The organism is Halohasta litchfieldiae (assembly GCF_002788215.1).
GTDB classification, from domain to species: Archaea; Halobacteriota; Halobacteria; order Halobacteriales; family Haloferacaceae; genus Halohasta; species Halohasta litchfieldiae.
The window spans coordinates 1,348,125-1,366,737 of sequence record NZ_CP024845.1 but is presented as its reverse complement, the minus strand read 5'-3'; the positions used below and the strand labels follow the sequence as shown (position 1 = coordinate 1,366,737).

At 54.2% G+C, this 18,613-nt stretch carries 14 protein-coding genes and 1 pseudogene; 7 read left to right on the top strand and 8 right to left on the bottom strand.

The window, feature by feature from the left end:
- Positions 1 to 5 precede the first annotated feature (5 nt).
- From HALTADL_RS17670 to HALTADL_RS06925, 3 genes are all read right to left on the bottom strand, one after another.
- Positions 6 to 146 (bottom strand): hypothetical protein, encoded by a 141-nt coding sequence (locus HALTADL_RS17670; protein WP_177171941.1) that lies wholly within the window; start codon positions 144 to 146, stop codon positions 6 to 8.
- A gap of 25 nt (positions 147 to 171) precedes the next feature.
- A complete protein-coding gene (locus tag HALTADL_RS06930; protein ID WP_089673149.1) occupies positions 172 to 660 on the bottom strand; it encodes a type II toxin-antitoxin system death-on-curing family toxin in 489 nt (162 codons plus the stop codon).
- 387 nt (positions 661 to 1,047) lie between these two features.
- Entirely contained in the window at positions 1,048 to 1,878 is an 831-nt protein-coding gene (locus HALTADL_RS06925) for an IS5 family transposase (protein ID WP_089673150.1), read from the bottom strand.
- Between the two features lie 332 nt (positions 1,879 to 2,210).
- Between HALTADL_RS06925 and HALTADL_RS06920 the strand changes: the two genes are divergently transcribed.
- A complete protein-coding gene (locus HALTADL_RS06920; RefSeq protein ID WP_143054167.1) occupies positions 2,211 to 2,573 on the top strand; it encodes a hypothetical protein in 363 nt (120 codons plus the stop codon).
- 225 nt (positions 2,574 to 2,798) lie between these two features.
- On the opposite strand, the pseudogene HALTADL_RS17925 reads toward HALTADL_RS06920, so the two are convergent.
- Positions 2,799 to 3,014: pseudogene (locus HALTADL_RS17925) on the bottom strand (ATP-binding protein); the annotation flags it as partial.
- 46 nt (positions 3,015 to 3,060) lie between these two features.
- Here HALTADL_RS17925 and HALTADL_RS06910 point away from each other — a divergent pair.
- Positions 3,061 to 4,206, top strand: coding sequence for an ISH3-like element ISHli5 family transposase (locus tag HALTADL_RS06910; RefSeq protein WP_076611400.1), 1,146 nt, complete (start codon positions 3,061 to 3,063; stop codon positions 4,204 to 4,206).
- A 233-nt stretch (positions 4,207 to 4,439) separates the two neighbouring features.
- Here the strand turns inward: HALTADL_RS06910 and HALTADL_RS17665 are convergent, their stop codons facing one another.
- Positions 4,440 to 4,568 carry a thrombospondin type 3 repeat-containing protein gene (locus HALTADL_RS17665; RefSeq protein WP_218143687.1) on the bottom strand — a complete coding sequence of 43 codons (129 nt, stop codon included), beginning with the start codon at positions 4,566 to 4,568 and terminating at the stop codon, positions 4,440 to 4,442.
- 345 nt (positions 4,569 to 4,913) lie between these two features.
- Between HALTADL_RS17665 and HALTADL_RS06905 the strand changes: the two genes are divergently transcribed.
- Positions 4,914 to 6,926, top strand: coding sequence for a bacterio-opsin activator domain-containing protein (locus HALTADL_RS06905; RefSeq protein ID WP_162551686.1), 2,013 nt, complete (start codon positions 4,914 to 4,916; stop codon positions 6,924 to 6,926).
- A gap of 101 nt (positions 6,927 to 7,027) precedes the next feature.
- Positions 7,028 to 9,184, top strand: coding sequence for a sensor histidine kinase (locus HALTADL_RS06900; protein WP_089673153.1), 2,157 nt, complete (start codon positions 7,028 to 7,030; stop codon positions 9,182 to 9,184).
- Between the two features lie 50 nt (positions 9,185 to 9,234).
- On the opposite strand, the gene HALTADL_RS06895 is transcribed toward HALTADL_RS06900, so the two are convergent.
- Positions 9,235 to 12,408 carry an outer membrane protein assembly factor BamB family protein gene (locus HALTADL_RS06895; protein WP_162551685.1) on the bottom strand — a complete coding sequence of 1,058 codons (3,174 nt, stop codon included), beginning with the start codon at positions 12,406 to 12,408 and terminating at the stop codon, positions 9,235 to 9,237.
- A gap of 333 nt (positions 12,409 to 12,741) precedes the next feature.
- Between HALTADL_RS06895 and HALTADL_RS06890 the strand changes: the two genes are divergently transcribed.
- From HALTADL_RS06890 to HALTADL_RS06875, 3 genes are all read left to right on the top strand, one after another.
- Positions 12,742 to 13,116 (top strand): response regulator, encoded by a 375-nt coding sequence (locus HALTADL_RS06890; RefSeq protein WP_089673155.1) that lies wholly within the window; start codon positions 12,742 to 12,744, stop codon positions 13,114 to 13,116.
- Between the two features lie 150 nt (positions 13,117 to 13,266).
- Complete coding sequence (locus tag HALTADL_RS06885; protein WP_089673156.1) at positions 13,267 to 15,021, top strand: sugar-transfer associated ATP-grasp domain-containing protein; 1,755 nt, start codon at positions 13,267 to 13,269, stop codon at positions 15,019 to 15,021.
- A gap of 618 nt (positions 15,022 to 15,639) precedes the next feature.
- Positions 15,640 to 16,407: a DICT sensory domain-containing protein gene (locus HALTADL_RS06875; protein WP_089673183.1), complete on the top strand. Its 768-nt coding sequence runs from the start codon at positions 15,640 to 15,642 to the stop codon at positions 16,405 to 16,407.
- A gap of 109 nt (positions 16,408 to 16,516) precedes the next feature.
- Here the strand turns inward: HALTADL_RS06875 and HALTADL_RS06870 are convergent, their stop codons facing one another.
- Positions 16,517 to 16,918: a sulfurtransferase TusA family protein gene (locus tag HALTADL_RS06870; protein ID WP_143054168.1), complete on the bottom strand. Its 402-nt coding sequence runs from the start codon at positions 16,916 to 16,918 to the stop codon at positions 16,517 to 16,519.
- 412 nt (positions 16,919 to 17,330) lie between these two features.
- Entirely contained in the window at positions 17,331 to 18,293 is a 963-nt protein-coding gene (locus tag HALTADL_RS06865; RefSeq protein WP_089673158.1) for a transcription initiation factor IIB, read from the bottom strand.
- Positions 18,294 to 18,613 lie beyond the last annotated feature (320 nt).

Sequence of the window (18,613 nt, the reverse complement as noted above, 5' to 3'; positions counted from 1 at the left end):
GGTGATTATTCGTTTTCGAGTGCGTCGTAGATGTCACGATTGCTGTCACGGTCAGCCGCCGCGACTCGCTGGACGAGTTCCTGACGGATATCATCCATCACCTCGTCGAGTGGCGAAGGAGAGTCGGTTGCATCGTCGGTTGACATAGATGAATCGATGCGCTGAACGTGGTTAATTATTCGGGTCCGCTGAATCGTCGGTCAATCGATTGATTCCGTACTGAATGAGGTCATCTCGCCAGGCCTCGATCTCGCCAGACAAATCCAACTGATCGGTATGCGAACGAAGATAGCTGATAGTTCCGTGTTGGTCGACAGTCGCCTCGTCAGTACCAAACTGCTTCAGTAGCATTCTGATCTCCCCATCGTAGGCGAACTGATACCCATTAAGAAAATAAAACACAACGGTCGTGTTTAGCGCGGTGCGTTTGTTCGCGTCGACGAACGGGTGATTAGCGACTAAAAGACGAAGGAGATGAAACGCCTTCTCGTGTATCGTCTCCGGTTTCGTCCCAAAGCTACCGTGTTCGATATAGTTCAGTGCAAACTCGATGTCACCACGGTTCTGCATACCTTGGTGGGTATCGGAGTACTCCGAGACGATATCATCGTGAATCGCAACGATATCTGCTACTGAGGGATACCATATCGAGTCGACCATTCGTGCTACTGTCGGGGAGGGTCCAGTGTAATCTTTGCTGTCGGGTCTCGGTGACTTACGGAGTTCGGTTTAGAATATGCGCCTTCCATCTTGCACCGCACGTTCTAACAGATGCCAAATAAGACTGCTTCGCTATTTGGGTAAGAGCCTCATTTGAAATGTTGTGTGCATAACCCCCATCGAAATGTAGTGTGCTATTCGCTAATTCAAACTTTGTAGTTTATAGAGAGTCTCCTAAGTTCAGTGATTGACCGTCTCGAGAAAGGGGCAGGTATGGTAATCATGAGCCGATCAGCTGCACAGATTGCTATACTTAGAGGGTGAGTCTCGCATCTTCACACTCATCATCTTGAGCGGCTGTGTTGAATCGCCATACAGCAGTGGAATTCACTGTTTCACGGCACGCTTGATGTTATAGACGACACACATCAGCGCGATTTCTCGGAACTCACGGAACCAAGATCGCGCTCGCACGGCGAAGCCGAGCGAGCGCTTGACCGCCGAGTTCACTGTCTCGGTCATTGAGCGCTGATTGTAGCGCTGTTCGTCGATTCTGGCGTTGTGCGCGTGGTCGTAGGGTGCGAAGATACGATGTTTGATGAGCGGGCGAATCCCGAGGTCACGAAGGGATTCGCGGAGCGATTGCTTGTCGTATCCCTTGTCGGCGGCGAGAGATCGCAGATCGCCCGCGTTTCGGCGGGCGATCTGCTCGGCGAGGTCTGCATCGCTTCCTTCCCGGTTCGTTGAACAATGAACGTCAAGGACGGCTTGAGAGTCTGTATCTACGAGCTTCGTGACTTTCAGCTTCTGCACACGGTAGCTGATTCGCTGGCAGTAGTGGCGGCTCGCAGCTGAGCGTTCGTAAAATGTAGCGTCGATAGCACCGTGTTTTGAGGGGTCGTGCAGCTGTGCCGACTGGCGCAGCAGCACTCGGCAGACACTCATACTAATCTGGTCGAACGCCTTACACAACGTGGATGGGGCGGGGAGATCGGCCACGTCAAGGCCGATCTCCCCAGTTATTTGTGGCATCTCCTTCAGGAGGTCAATCGTCATTCGGTAGGAAGTGTCGAGGTAAATCCGTAGACAATGGAGGGAAACGAGGGCGTAGTCGGCGAATCCGCCGCCACCTTCCGGGGCGGCGGATTCGTCTCCATCACCAGTAACTCTTTGAGAAATCGGGACGATTTCGCTAGTGAAGCGGGAGATTTTAGTCATGAACAACGGAAGTCTCCCGCTTCAACTCCTTCGATTTAGCGAATGATCCTGCCGCTGTCTAGTGATTCAACAGAGCCTCTTGAGCCCAAATCTGCACTACATATACCCTCGAATCACCGCCGCACAACTGGAATCCCATCATATAGCATAGATTCAGTGCAATCACCACTTCGCTCGTGTGGCGTCGATATACTGGAAGTCTCTATGACCCGAATTTTACGTTGCAAGCGTTCTTACACCTACTAAACGTGACCGAACGATACTACATTCATACGAACGAATTGGGGTCGAGGGACAAGTCGAAAGTAGTACAGAAATTTGTCAGAGAGGTATTGAAAGCAACAGACCGAAGTCCAGAATTTATTCAGCTTGTAGGCATTAAAGACCTACTTGAAGGATATGTCAACCAAAAGGCTGTCAATCAACTCTGTGAAAACACCGCTCTGGAAACAACTGATGGCGTAATCAAAGGACAGGTCAAAGCAACTACTGAGAACATCAACAACGCTATCGACCTGATCTCAGACCCTCTCATCGAACTGCTCATCTATGATCGCAACCAGAATCTGATCTTTGCGAGGTATGACACCGACCAGAATGAAATCCATCTGTCTGAGAGCGAATTTGAAAAACTACAATCACGGCTCAGTAGTCAGAGTCTGAGACTACTCGAACAAATCCCTTCTGAGCCCTAATTGTTGAGCAAATCTTCGAATCCAACGGTTCCCCGTCATTTGCCGAATTAGTATGACCCACTCGCGCTCGCAGTCTTGCATATCGTGTCTTGATCAGTTTTCGTATAACTCGATTACAACGGCAACGATGAAACATCTGTTCGTTTTAGTCCACGGATCTAACCGGGGGATCTTTTCTCGATATGATTCTCTGCGTCTCAACTCGTAGCTATAGTGGCATTTTCCTCACTTGTGTATCGCAAGTTGAACGATAAAGACCGCCCCAGTCGACTCGTTGGCGGCGGTCTGTAGCTGATCACTTGAGGCACTCGGGGGTTCTCGATCCTCTACCCATACGTTACCACCGTATCTGTCAACCAGTGACTGAACAAGATACAGCCCGATCCCGGTACCGTCGCTGTCGAGGCCCTGGTTTCCTTTGCCGAAGATCGTTTCTTTATGTCAGTCGATCACATCGGGTTAGAGGAAGTGTCTGCTTGGACGTAATGTGATAGCTCACCAAGCAGACAACCAGATCGAAGAAGAGCATCTGCTTAATTTTGTCGTCAACAGCCTCAACGAAGATCTTCCGATAGACCTCACAGACGGTGTGAGGGTCTCGACAGAGGAACTCTACGAGGTCCTCGCTGGCGCCAGCGCCAGCGGGACCTCGATCAATCACATCTGCGAGACGACCGAAGACTCTCCACACGCCAATACCGTCCGTGGACACCTTACCGATCAGTTTGACCTCGATACTGTCGAGCAAGTTGGAGACACGCTGCTCCAACAGGAAACCATTGATGCACTTCCTGATCGACCGGTGGAGGTCGTCGCCGACCTCCACCTCGATCCCTACTACGGCGATGAAGACGAGACAGTAGCTCTCTACTCTTCGCTGGCTAAGCGTGGAACGACGACCTTTCACGCCTATGCGACACTGTACGCACGGGTGCGCAACAAACGATACACGCTAGCGGTTCGCCAGCTGGTCGCTGGCGAAACCTCAAGTGATGTCCTCAGTGAGTTCTTCGAACTGCTTGACGGCCTTGACCTGGGCGTCAAGGCCGTCTACCTTGATCGGGGTTTCTACAATAGCACCTGTATAGGGTTGTTGTACGCCTACAATTACGCCTACGTCATACCGGTCGTCAAATGGGGTGATACTATCAAAGACGAACTCAGCAGCGGTTGGAGCCGTGTAATCGAGCACGAGCTAGCTGGGAAGGTGACGTTCCCTGTGTACATCGATTGCGTCTACCAGCAAGGTAGATACGATGAAAATGGGGTGGCGCGTCACGGCTACGCCGCTGACGCGCCGTTTATCGAGACTCCGCGCGATGCCCGAGAATACTACCGCAAGCGGTTCGGTATCGAATCATCCTACCGGTTGGCTAGGCAGAGTCTCGCTCTTACGAGCTCTCGTGACGCCGGATTACGGCTGTTGCTGTTTGTCGTGAGCCTGTTGTTACAGAACGTTTGGCGCTATCTCCACTGGATGTACGTGGCGGCGCCCCGCCGCGGGGGGCGCCGCCTCTTGGAGTGGCCGTTCACAGAGTTCTGTGAGATGGTACTCCGTGCTGCCTGGACAGCACTCGGAGTTCGTCGAGCCGTTCCAGCGAACCAACCGCTCGACAGCCGGTTCTTCCGGTAGTTGCCCCTGGATTAGGGCAGCGTTAGTGAGTGGCAACACCGTCGCGTCGGCGGCTGATCGCCGCCGACAGCGACTGGGTACCGGTAGAACTCACGATCACCGTCTTGCTGAAGACTAGCCAGCTACCGCAGACACAGATTCAGCACCTACTGGAGGAGGTTGTGAGGTTCTCGATGTGATCGACTGCTAGTGAGTGAGTGAGTAGACCTAGCCCACCTCAATCGAGTGACCGATCAGAATTCATCGACCACTATTGGGTCCGTTCCCAGTGCTGTTTCGGTCGCGTTGCTCAGCCCATCGCCATCCGTGTCGGTATCCGCGAGGACGCCACCGGTCGACACAAACAGGTACACGATCCCCACGAGACCGATAAAAAATAGAACAAGAAACATCCCTTAGCCGGTTGCCGCAAAAAGTGTCCTAAGATTGCCCCTCTGCTGCTCACCGCCACAGACTCCATACCCACTGAAATTCATAGTCTGTAGACTGTAGGCGTCTACGATAGCCCGGCTGCCTACATATGAGTCAGAGAGTGGGGTCAATGGCTAGTTGCCCCGATCTACGGGGTTGTTTTCCGGTACAGTACTGGCCCAGTACGTCATATGTAGGTATAGGTCAGACGTATCCACTGGCGTTCATATTCAACATACACATACCACAGACATATTTAATAATCGACTCACCAAAAATCGGTACATGACCACTCCGTGGCCGACCGCTCCAACTGCATAATTATGGTCGGTGAAAACGCTGTTCCTCACCATCTGGATGATGGAAACACGCCCGTCTCGGTCCTGCTCGTCGACGACAACGAGCAGTGGGCACGATTCGTGGCTAGTGATCTCGAAGCCGAGTATCCATCTATCACCGTCCATCTTGCACTGAGTCCCAACGAGGCGATGTTGCAGCTCGGAGAGTTCGACATCGACTGTGTCGTAGCCGACTACCAGATGCCGGAGGTCGACGGCCTCGAACTCTTAGAGCGGCTTCGTCGAGAACGGCCGGAGCTACCCTATATTCTCGCCACAAGCGAGGGCAGCGAGGATATCGCCTCGGCAGCGATCGATGCGGGCGTCTCGGACTACGTTGTCAAGGACCCGCGAGTCGACCAACTCTCGGTATTTGCCAGCAAAATCCACCGGGCGGTCGAGGCTGCCCGCCTCCGGCAGGCGATGGCCGAAAGCGAGCGTCGCTACCGGTCGCTGACCGAACAGAGCAGCGACGCGATTCTCATCATACAGGACGACGAACTCGTCTTCTACAACCAGCGGCTTATCGATCTCACTGGTCGGCCCCGTTCGTGGTTCGAATCGGTAGAGGACCTTATTGCGACCGTTCACCCCGACGACCGCGATGAGGTTCGAGCCACCCTTCGTCGCTGGCAGGATATGTCGGCTGGCGGCCAACTCGACGAACTCCGGCTTCAGACTGTCGACGGGGCAGTTCAGCACTGTGAGTACACTGGTCGACAGATCAGTCACGACGGCGAGACGGCCATAATGCTCTCGATCCGTGATGTAACCGACCGCAAGCAACGCCAGCGCGAGCTCAGGTGGGAACGCGATCTCAATCGGGCGGTGCAAAACGTCCTCGTCGCGGCCCGGATTCGAGACGACATCGAGCAGGGGGTAACCGGCCTCCTTGTCGACCACGGGTACGAACTGGCATGGATTGGCGTTCCGGAACACGGCACGCTCACACCGCGCGCACAACACGGCGCGACGGCGTATCTCACGGCTATTGATCTCTCGATGGAAACTGGCACCGCCGACAGCGAGCCGAGCCTCTGGGCTGCTCGCGCTGACGAGTCGCGGTTCGTGGACGATTTCGAGGAGCTGTTCCCAACCGACTGGCTCGAACAGGCAGTCGCATCCGGCTGCCGATCGGGTGCAGCACTCCCACTTTCATACAACGAGATCTCCTACGGTGTGCTTGCAGTCTATCACGCCGAGCCCGGTCGGTTTGACGAGACTGAACGTCGACTCCTCGGTGAGTTGGCCGACAGTATCGCCTTCGCGATCCACACAGTCGATACCGAACAGGCACTGGCATCCGACCACACCGTCGAGTTGACGCTCCGCGTGGTCGACGACGCGTACTATCTGCTCGATGTAGTTCGACAACAGCGGCTTACTGACGGCGAATCGATCACTGTCCATGGAACCCTTCGACACACCGACGGACAGTTTCTACAGTATCTTTCGGTCGACGAGTCGATGGTTGGGACACTCCGAACCGCACTCGATTCGCACCCCGATGTCAGTGAGGTGACGACAATCGTTGAGGGAACTGTGTCTCGCCTCCAAGTCGTTGTTGAGGCCGCCACGCCGGAGTCTATCCTGATCAATCAGGGTGCAGTCGTCCGGTCGACCACCGTCGAAACCAGTGGGGCCGAACTGGTCGTTGAACTTCCGGCGCGGAGCTCAGTCCGGGAGACGGTCGACAACGTGGCAATGGTGTTCGATGGAACTGCCGTCCTATCGGTGGGCGACACCACACGCTCCGTTGCTGACTCCGCTTCGGTGAGTATCGTCGACATGAGTGGGCTTACTGCCAAGCAGACCGCCGCCCTAGAGGCGGCGTTCCACCACGGCTACTTTGAGCAGCCACGCAGAAGCTCGGCCACCGAGATCGCCGAGGCTCTCGGTGTCGCCCATTCGACGTTTCTCCAGCATCTCCGAGCGGGCCAGCAGAAGCTGTTTGCCGACCTCTACCGCTAACTGAGGCGGTCGGCGCACGAACAAGAAATCGACCACCACATTATTTTTTACGTCAATATAACAATCGAAATGTTTTCTATCGGGCTTGCCTGTCGTTTCGTATGGGTTGGCAAGCACATCCCGGGGTTGTGCCGCTGCTGTTCGGATCGACACTCCTCTGGGTCAATGTGGGCTATCTGCTCTGGCGTCAGCAGGTGGATCGGCGCGCGCCGGGCCAACTGCTTGCAGCCGGGTTAGTCGCCTCAATCGCGCTCTCGCTTGCGTTGTTCGCCATTCGGCAGGCGGCCACAACACTAGAAGCCAAGCAGTTCTGGAACGCACTCATCTACTTCGGTGACGGGCCGGTAGTGGCATTTATTTTGGCATACGTGCTGGTGTACACCGGTTATGATCTCTCGCGTCGACAGTACGCTGCGTTGTTCAGCCTCCCAGTGATTACCATTGTCGGCGTGATCACTAACCCACTGCATGGGCTGCATTACCAACAGAGCCTCGGCGAGGTAGGCGGCTATATCACTCTCTCGAACGACTACGGCCCGCTGTTTTGGCTGTATGTCGTCTACGGCTACGCGTTTTTGATCGTATCGATCGTCCTGCTCGCCAGAGCTGCCAGCGACGCCCAGGGGAGCTATCGTCGACAACTGTTCGCACTAATCGGAGGGTTGCTGTTGCCAGCGGTTGGGGCCCTTGCACACATCACCGGGTTCGGTCCGGAGCCGACGCCGAACTACATGGGATACGGGTACATTGGAACGGCAATCGCGTTCAGTTACACAGTCCATCGCCATGATCTATTCGCAGCGGTGCCGGTCGCTCGTCGAACCGCGCTCGAACAGCTCGACGATGGACTGGTCACCCTCGACAGAGATGGTCTCATTGTGGGCCTCAACGACGCTGCACGTCGGTTTCTCGGCAGCCCCAACACCGAGCTGCTCGGTCGATCCGGCGTCGACGCGCTTGGGGTATTTATAAGACCGTTCGATCTCGAAGCGGCAGCCGAACAGTCCGCGACCGTCGAAACCGACGCTGGTGTCTTCGATGTCACCCTCAGCCAGCTGGTTCGTGGCGAGTCGACTATCGGCAGCCAGCTTTTGCTCCGAGATGTCACCGCCCGCCATCGCCGCGAACAGCGACTGACGACGCTCAACACCCGACTCGAACTCGCCCTCGAAGAGACCGACACCGGCGTCTGGGAGTTCGACCTCACCAGCGAGGAGCTGATCTTCGATACGGCCTCCGAGCGGCTGTATGGCTACATGCCCGGCGAGTTCCCCAACACGGTCGAAGCGTTCGCAGACCAAGTCTCCGAGGCCGACTTCGAGGCAGTCGAGGCCAGCATCGAGCGGGCTGTCGAGACCGGCAAGGCCTACCGCGCGGATTTCAAGGTCGACCAGCCTGACGGCGGCCACCGCTGGATCCAAGCTCGTGGTGTCGTTCAGTACGATGCCGACGGCCAGCCGGATCGTATTCTCGGCATTCAGACCAACATCACCGACCGCAAGGAGGCCCAGCGGCGGCTCGAAGACCAGAACAACCGGCTGGAACTGCTCAACAAGCTCGTCCGCCACGACATCCGCAACGAGGCGTTTTTGATCACGACGCTGGCCGGACAGTTCGGGTCCGGCCAGCCAACCCCCGAAGCCGGTCGACAGTCTGCTCGTGATAGCACTGCGACGCCCGAGACAGACCCCAAGACGGAGATTGACGAGCGGGCCGCCCAGATTGCCGCCAGCAGCGGCCGGATCACCGACCTCACCCAGCAGGCCCGAGAACTCATGTCGGTCATCTCGTCGCTGGGCGACTCGCTTACTCCAGTCGACCTACGGAGGACGCTCGACCGCGAGATCGCCAGCGCGTCGATGATCGACCCAGCGGTGACGATCCGCCTCGATGGGGTGCCCGCAGTCGATGTGACGGCCAACGAACTGCTCGGCGCGCTGTTCCGCAACCTCCTAACCAATGCCATCGCCCACAACGACACCGACGCCCCCGAGGTCGTCGTCTCGGGGGCAGTCCAAGACGAAATGGCATGTATAACTGTCGCCGACAACGGTCCGGGTATCCCGGAAGCCGACCGCGAGTCGGTGTTCACCGAGGGCAAGACGCTGCCCGGCAGTGACGGCACCGGGTTTGGCTTATATCTCGTTGACACGCTCATCGAGCAGTACGGTGGTCGTGTCACGATCAGCGACGCTGAGACGCTTGGGGGAGTTGCCATCACGGTCTGTCTCCCGGTCGCCAAGCCAGACGTCGACTGAGGCGTCGACCCGTAGTTGCGGGTGGCTCTTGGATACCGGATGATTTCTCTCTATTGGGTTTCTTCGCCGTTCTTCCGTCGACTCCACAACAGCCCACCGATCACGACAACGGCCACGCCCAGGAGGACGCCGACGAGACGGAGTCCGGACTGCTCTGGGTCGGTCGGCACCGGTGTTGGTTTGGTGCGTGTGACGTCGCCGAGCGACTGCCCGGCCAGCCTGAGCGTCACCGGGTCGTCCGTCTCGACGGTGCCGGTGACTGTCACGTCAGCGCGCTCGGCGGCGTCGACGGAGGCTTCAGCAGTACCGATGGTTTCTCCGTCGGCCGAAAGGACCGCGTCATAGGTTCCGGCTTTGCTGCCGATGTTTTCGACCGAGACGGTGGCTTCGACCCCGCCAGTCGACTCGTCGAACCCGATCAACTGCTGGTCAGTTGTCTCGAAAACCGGCGCACTCGTCCCGATGACGAACACCGAGAAGCCGGGCGTCTCGGCCTCGAAGAAATAGTAGTCCTCGGTTTCTCGGACCTGTTGGGTGTCGAGTTCCCGCCACTGAGCGATCTCGTCACGGTAGAGTCTGACGCTCTCGACCGACGCGTCGGTCGACTCGAGGTAGCTCTTCCGCACCCGGAAGCGGTGTGTCGCTGTCTCGACAGCTTCAGTTTCGAACTCTGTGTCGACCTCGATGAATCCGACCGGTCGCTGGCGCGTCTCACGCGCAAATCGAACCCCATCGTCGCTGAGGCTGTTCGTCGAGAAATCGGATCGGAATGCCGACCCGGAGTCGCCAGTCCTGCTCGGTTCCGACTCGGCACTGTCGCTGGTGTCGGCGTCACGAGTCCGGACGGTGAACTCATAATCTCCCGCCTCGGCGAACTGAATGTCAAGTCCATCGGGGACAATGTTTCGAACCTGTCGTGGTGTCGGCTCATCGCTGCCATCGGAGTCGCCGGTCGACTCGTCTTGATCGGTTGCCGTGCGGTCTTCGTCGGGTGTGGTGAAGTCGACGCTGACTCGTTCACCCCGGGAGACACCGCGGACAGCCACTGATTGGCTGTCGATACTGTCAGCAGCCTCAGAGCCACGGGTCGACGAGTCGTCGCTATCCGAGGATTCTGGTTCTTGTGCAGGAACAACCGTCACCGTCGACCCGGTGTCTGTAGATCGACTACTGCCACCGCCACCACCGTTACCACCACTACCACCGTTACTACTGGACTCAACGGTGACGGTACTCGTATCGATGTCCTGATTACCCGCTGCGTCTTCGACCGTCAGTGTCACGGTGTACTCGCCGGAGTCGGTGTAGGTGTGAGTGACTGTCTGGCCCGTCGCGTTCATCCCATCTCCGAAGCTCCAGTTGTAGCTGGCGATTCCAGTGTTGTCAGTGGTGTTCGAGCCGTTGAACTGGACAGTGGTGTCCTCATCGACGGTTTGGTTCTCGCCTGCAGCCGCCGTCGGCGGCGTCGTATCCACGATCACCGAATCCTGTTGGCCGGTCGCGCCGTCGTTGCCCGCGGCGTCTGCGGCAGTATCGAGTGTTGCGGTGTAGGTACCGTCACTAATTCCGGTGTAGCTCGCGTCATACGTGTAGTTACCACCAGTGATGGCCGTCTCTGTAAAATCGGTCGACGAGAGCGTAGCCGACTCAGCGTTGCTGATCGAGACCGAGATCGTCGAAAGCTGTTCAGTTGCGTTGAACCGAACCGTGACGTTCTGGCCCGATGGATTCGAAACAGCGTACGCTGAGATTGTCGGTGGTGCATCTAGGACCACAGACTCTGCCTGACTGGTGGCGGCGTCGTTGCCTGCACCGTCTGCGGCGGTATCGAGCGTTGCCGTGTAGCTACCCTCACTGCCTGCCGTGTAGATAGCCTCATATGTCACGTTGCCATCGGTGTCGACCGTCGGTGTGAAATCACTCGTCGAGAGCGTGGCCGATTCGGTCCCACTGATCGAGGCCGAGAGGTTGGTGAGTAGTTTATCCGAATTGAACCGAACGGCAATGTTCTGATTCGATGGATTCGAGACAGTGTATTCCGAGAGTATCGGGACGGAGTCGTCGGCGTGGAGTGCGTACAGGTTCCCGTCTTCACTCCCGAAGTAGGCAATGCCGTCGACGACTGTCGGTGAGGAGAACACGAACCCGCCGGTGGTGTAGGTCCACTGTTCAGTGCCTTTCACCGCGTCAAGCGTGTACACGTTGTTGTCGTAACTCCCGACGTACACTGTTCCGTTGACGACTGTCGGCGTCGAGTACACCTTGTTGTTGGTGGGATAGCTCCACTGTTCGGTGCCGGTGGTTGTATCCAGCGCATAAACGTCTTCATTGCTTCCAATGTACACCGTGTCGTTCCACACCGTCGGCGACGATTGCACGTCAAAAGTGGTTGCTGTCTTCCACCGTTCGGTGCCATCAGTGGCGTTCAACGCGTATACCGATCCGCCGACACCGCCGATGTAGACGGTACCGTTGACTACTGCTGGCGACGATAGCTCAGTTCCGGGGCCGCCGCGGGAATAGCTCCACTGTTCAGTGCCGTCGGTGGCATTCAACGCGTAGACTTCACCATCGTAACTCCCGACATAGACGGTTCCGTTCACCACTGCTGGTGACGATCGCACCTCACCACCGGTGGTGTAGTTCCACTGTTCGCTGCCGGTCTGTGCGTCGAGACCGTACACGGTGTCGTCGTCACTCCCGACGTAGACGGTGCCATTGACCACCGCTGGCGACGACCACACGTCACCACCGGTGGTGTAGTTCCACTGTTCGGTGCCATCGGTGGCATTCAACGCGTAGATCCTGTTATCGTAACTCCCGACATAGGCGGTTCCGTTCGCCACTGCTGGCGACGAGAGTACCGACCCTCCAGTGGTGAAATTCCACTGTTCACTACTGGTCTGTGTATCGAAGGCGTACACCTTGTTGTCGTCACTCCCGACGTAGAGTGTCCCGTTGACGACCGCTGGCGACGAATGGACGATCCCACCGGTGGTGTAGTTCCACTGGACGACACCTGTTTCGACCGGTCCGGTGCCGTTCGACAGCGCTCGGTTACCGTCCGGTCCCAGCCCGAACGACGGCCACGCTGACTCGTTGGTGACGGGTGCAGTTGCGGTGTCAGATTGGGCCCCGACGGCCAACGAACCGACGACGACACCCCCAGCGAGCAGCAGACAGACGACTAACCCAGCCCAAACAATCCCTCGACCGCGTTTCATTCGGTACTGCCCTCCCGAATTCGGCCGCATATGTCTCCAAGCCCGGAGTGTCTGTATAATTTGAACATATGGAGTTCACGAACGAACGGTACCTAAGCGGTAGTGCGTCATGTGACGGTACTCCGAGTTAGAAATCGCACGCGACAGTGGAGACTCATTGATGCGGGGGTGCTGTAGACGGTTCCCCCTCGACTGCCGTCAGTTGGGCTTGAGCCGGTTGCGTACCCCATCACCCCGTCTGAGACGGTTCCTAGAGCCGATTTCCCCACTTCACTCCTAAAACCCGTCACATGACGGTCGTAGAGTTATGCCCTGATAGCCAGTAGTACCGCCATGTGTAATCGGATACGGGTCCTCTACGTCGACGACAGCCGTCGTGCGACGCAGATCCACGCCGAAATGCTCTCCAACCACGGTTTCGAGGTGGTGACTGCCCTCACGCCCGCTGCCGGTCTCGACCGCCTTTCGAGGGGTGGAGTCGACTGTGTACTGAGCGATCTAACGATGCCCGAGACCGACGGCTTCGAGTTCCTCGCGGCGATCAGGGAGGCCTACCCGCGACTACCGTTTATACTCTTTACCGGCGAGGAGTCTGCCGACACCGTTGCGGCGGCCTTCGAGCGTGGCGTGACCGATTTTGTGCCCAAATCGTTCTGTGGAACCTCCTACGAACTGTTGACTCATCGTATTGAACAGGCCGTGCAGTAGCTCTGCACGCTACTTCCAACGTTATCGGGCGAATATGTCACATAGAATAAATACACTCATATGACGGGATCAAAAGTATAATACTCATTCGGTCTATAAATACAGTATGTCGAGTATATCTCAAAATAGTGATGAGGTACGGATAGAATTATGACTAATCAAGGTAAACTAAGATATTTTAATAAATTTTTTGAAAGCTATACATTCCAATATTATCTCGTAGCGAGCCTACTACTGATTTTTCTTATACTTGGGTGGACGTTACGACTGTTCTCTACGTCTTTGTCGACATTACTTGAGCCATATCGAACGCTGTTTCAATTGACGCTTGCAGCAGGTCTCATAGCTATTCTCCGAAACGAATTGGGGCTAAAGACCTACGGGCTGTTTGCTCCGATCGTCCTTGCACTAACATTGCTGTCGACAGGCTTAATTTGGGGATTAGGACTTTTCTTAAATATTTTTGTTATTTCTATGGGAGTTTACGCGATATTAGAACCGCTAAATGTTGGAACAGCCCACCGTCTTGGGGCCATAATTAGTGTCGTCGGCCTCTCTGTGGCTGCGTTTTTACTGATGGGTGATATTGGGCTGTTACCCCGTCTTTCTGGGACGATTGAGGTCTTTTTTCCGGCAATTGTCACCGCGTGGTATGCCGATCGCTTTGCCAGTGATGTCGAAGAACGTGGCTGGTCTGTGCCATCAATTCAGTTCATTTGGACCTTACTCGCAATCGTACTCACTTACGGCCTGATTTCTACGAGACCGATTGTCGACTGGTATATTCGTACACCGGAACTGTGGGTACTACTCATTGGAACAAATCTCTATTTGGGAGTTACAACTCGAACTCGATTAAAAGAGTATTATCGATTCAATTCCCACTGGGGCGGATTCATAAATGGGATCGGGACTCGGATACAGGTTGCACTCCGCAATATCTCGGCTTGGGTCCGTCAGGAGCCGAGACAAACCTCACTTACAGACGTACTGGGCATAAATATCAGGAATAGATACATAAAGCAGTATAATCCAGGTCATCTTCGAACGAGTGCGGGAAAAGTCGAAACAAAGCGACGATTGCACGGGTTAGGTATTCCGACACCGGACACGTACGCAATCGTGGAAGATACGGACGATCTCTCTCAAGCGAGAGCTGTGTTTGAAAAACGAGATTCGTTTGTAATTAAACCGGATGATGCATACGGCGGTGAAGGTATTCTCATAATCACAGATCGTACTGAAGACACATATCACACGACGGATGGAAAAAAGACAGTCGACGACCTCCTTCGACACGTCCAACGGATCATCCAAGGTCAGTATGCAGGAATCAATCTGAGCGGTGCTGCGATCATCGAACAACGGGTAGAGGCAAGCCCGTTATTTAGACGACTCTCATCAGGTGGCGTCCCAGATATTCGAATTATTGTATTTCAAGGATATCCGATCATGGCGATGACGAGACTGCCGACCATTGAATCGGGGAATCAAGCGAATCTTCACAAAGGAGCAATTGGAGTCGGGCTTACAGTTGCTGATGGAACTCCACTCGGCGCGTATCAACAGAGCCATGATCGCTGGGTGCCTACCCATCCCGATACTGGCGTCGACCTTACAGCATTCAAAATTCCGGAATGGGATCGGATCTTACAGACAGCCGTTGAGACCGCGGCCGCCTCTGGACTCGGGTATGCTGGTGTTGATATCACTCTCGACGGGTCTAATACACCACTTGTATTCGAAGTAAACGCGTATCCGGGGCTCGGAATCCAAAACACGACCCGTCTTGGGCTGTTGAAACGGTTGGAATGGATCTGTGAACTCCCACCAGCGTGTGAGTTCTATCCACCCGAAAAGAAAGTCGACCTTGCTAAACAGTGGGACACAGCGGGATACCAATGACGAGTGTAAATCGGTTCGTACTCGTAGCAGGTCTCGCTGTCAGTGTTGTGACACTCGTTGTGTGGCAAATCATCATTCGTTGGTCTCTGAGTACGTTCGAAGTGGTGTTTTTCACTCTTCCCGTCGGGTTCGTTCTCTTCTTGTTTTGGCAAGCCCTCCTCTATTACATTGTCAGTTTGGGTGACCAACCTGGCGAGTGGGGCAACTGGGACGAACCACTAGTTGAACAGACTATCTCTCAGTCAACAACGAACTCTGATAAAACAGACCAAGATTGAATATGAACATAGAATGATAACACAGGATCTGAGAAGTCAGGATCTGAGAAGTACTGGAACTACCGAACATGTAGAAATCTAAATATTTGGTCGTGTCGCAAAGTCCTCTAGAGTTTGCCGCTGAGAGTCCCGACGGTACTTAGTACAAACAAAAATACTGCGTTAGAATGGTGTGCACCAAGTGCACGTAGCTTAGAGAGCGTTAGAGATAGCACCGCCGAGTAGTCTACATGACCATAACTCGAAACTCTAGACCGCTTTGCGACGCGACCGAAATATTGGTAGAACAAATCTATTGTTCGGAAAAATATTTCCGTTTGGGCAATTTATTTTGCTAATGATGGTCGACTCATTGCGTGGGTTTTTCGAGGAAATCAAAAATCCCGACCGGCAGCTCGTGGTACTCAACCGTGATGCTGAGTATCCGGTTCGCAGACTGCTTGATTCAATGCTTGATGGGCAGCCGGTCTCGGTTAGCGATCTTGATGTTGCTGATGAGGAGACTGATACTGTTGCGCTGGTCGAAGATGGTGGCATTCTTGCTCGCTCGACTCTCGATGAATTGCTCGAATCAGTGTTATTGATTAATTCTGACCTCTACAAAACGGGTGCCATCGATCTCGAAGATATCACACTTCCCGATGTTTTGCAGGGCCTTGATGAGGTTCCGTTCCGCCTCCGTGGATATCCGGATTCAAACAAAGAGAAACTCTTGTTGATCAGCATCTCACGAGTTATCGAACGAATTGCAGCCGAGACCGGAGGAGGACGACTCCGTGCATCGTTCCAGCGACTCTCTCGACTCAACGATGAACGTGGGACCTACAGAGTCTATGAAATCCTCAGTAACAGTGGCATTGATGTCCACCTCTATGGGGTTGGTGATACCGATCCGAGCGACGATCTCCCAGTGACTGTCCATACAGGTACTTCTTATCCATACCGTCGGTCGTGGTTTGTCGTCTTCCAGCCGCCACCGGATGCCGAGATAACAGACCACGTCGCGCTCCTCGCACTTGAAGACGAACCGAACGTCTGGGATGGCTTTTGGACCTTCCGACAACCACTCGTTGAGGAGATTGAAAGCTATATTGCTGAAAACATCTGAATGCGTGTGTGAAGAACAACTAGGACGTTATTGTGTGCAACACTCTGTGTGACATAAAGTCGTTGCGAGGGCCCAAAATATCGTCTTGCTACGCGTTCTATCGCCTCAACTACTCCAGCTTCCGCTCTGCCTCGGCTACCGTCGTCGCAGTCTTTCCGTCATAGCCTGCCTTTCTGGATCGTCGCTGGAAGGCGTTTTCGGTGACCGAACTGGTGTCGTCGGCTACGACACGGACCACGTCGCCGACGCTCATCTCCTTGAGTTTGACCTGTGCCTTCTTGATGGGTTTGGCGGCCTCGGGAGACGGCGGCGTGAACCCAGAGATGTCGTTGATAATGCGGAACCCATCATCGAGGCGCTTGGCTGTCTCGACGGTCTCGTCGGCGGCAGTCTCCATCTCGTCTGCGGTCAGCGTACCGCTAAACTCCAAATATAGCGTATTAGATGTCCTGTCGGCTCGAATTTCGTAGCTTGCGTCGGTGTTCTCACCGGACTTTGAGATAGTCGACATTATACTTTACAAGTAATTCTCTCCAGACATATAATACATACAGCTAGCTAGGGGAGAATGGCGGCACTGAAACGATTGAACCAGATCGTTTGCTGGCCGGAACACACATCGAACGGCCAGACACGTGCTGGTGAGTCCTGACCTATATGTTAAATATGTGTTCGCAGTCTTGCATAACAGTCTAGTTGCATTGTAGCACTTTGTTTCGTCCGTATCAAACTCAGAGGTATCCAGTTACTCATTGACGCTTTGTACAACTCTCTGTAACTATCCTTCCAGAACAGACGTGACCCTCGCGGAACCGTGCTTTCTCGGGACTGACCTGAAGTAGCGAGCCCCTACCAGCAATTCTCTACACAAAAGCGATCCCCATTATCTCATCCTGACTTACAGTATCGAACATAATCTGTCGTTAGCTATTTTGATCCAATACCTCCATCTGTTCTTGATAGCGATTTCGAACAGTAATCTCAGATACATTTGCGACATCAGCAATTTCTCGTTGAATCCGTCTTTCATTACAGAGCCGTGATGCGATGTAGATCGCGGCAGCTGCAAACCCTGTGGGAGATTTCCCAGAGAGAAGACCTTCCTCGGCAGTGGTATCGATTACGCTTTTAGCTTTTCTACGGGTCTGTTCGCTGAGACCTAATTCGGAGGCAAATCGCGGTACGTACTGTTTTGGGTCAGCAGGCTTCATTTTAAGGCTTAAATCGTTGGCAACATGTCGGTAGGTCCGCCCGATTTTCTTGCGGTCGACCCGGGAGACCTCGGCGACTTCTTCGAGGCTTCGAGGAATTCCCTCTTGTCGACAGGCCGCATATAACAGTGCAGTCGAGACACCTTCGATAGATCGTCCACGAATCAAATCTTCATTGAGAGCCCGTCGATACATAACTGCAGCAACTTGCTGAACCGTATCTGGAATCCCAAGGGCACTTGTCATTCGATCAATCTCACTTAGTGCGAGTTGAAGATTTCGCTCACCTGTGTTTTGGGTCCGGATACGGTCCTGCCATTTCCGTAGTCGGCGCATTTGATTCTGCTTTTGAGAAGAAAGTGATCGGCCAGATGCATCTTGATTTTTCCAGTCGATAGTTGTTGTGAGTCCTTTGTCATGGAAATTTTGCGAGATAGGTGCTCCAACACGTGACACTTCTTGGCGATCTGAATGAGTGAATGCTCGCCACTCTGGTCCATGGTCGATTTGGTCTTCCTCAAGAACGAGTCCTGTAGGTTCGTGAATCAACTCACCATCTGCTGTCTGTACAACGTCTTCAGCGTCGACTTCATCTGGCTCAATGTTCTCGGCTGTATCATCAACTTGTTGGGTCTGAAAGCTCTCAGTAATTTGTCGACTGTCGGGAGATACCATTATATTAGGTTAAAATATGTGTTGATATGAATTTGGCTCATGATGACACTATTTCAATAAACAATTTTACTTTCTATCTTGCGAGATACGTAATATCACGCTCAAGATCATAACCCTGTGGAACACCAATTGCACCCAGACAGTCAGAGCATAATGGTTTGAATATCGATTTTGACTTATTGAGTCCGACAGCGTCCTCTAATTCGATAATATTCTCACACCGGCTACATTCAATTTGGTTTCCTTCTAATACTTCCATGTGATATTGTAGACACTCATAATAATAAACCCCTAGTAGCATTATTAATGATAATAAATTT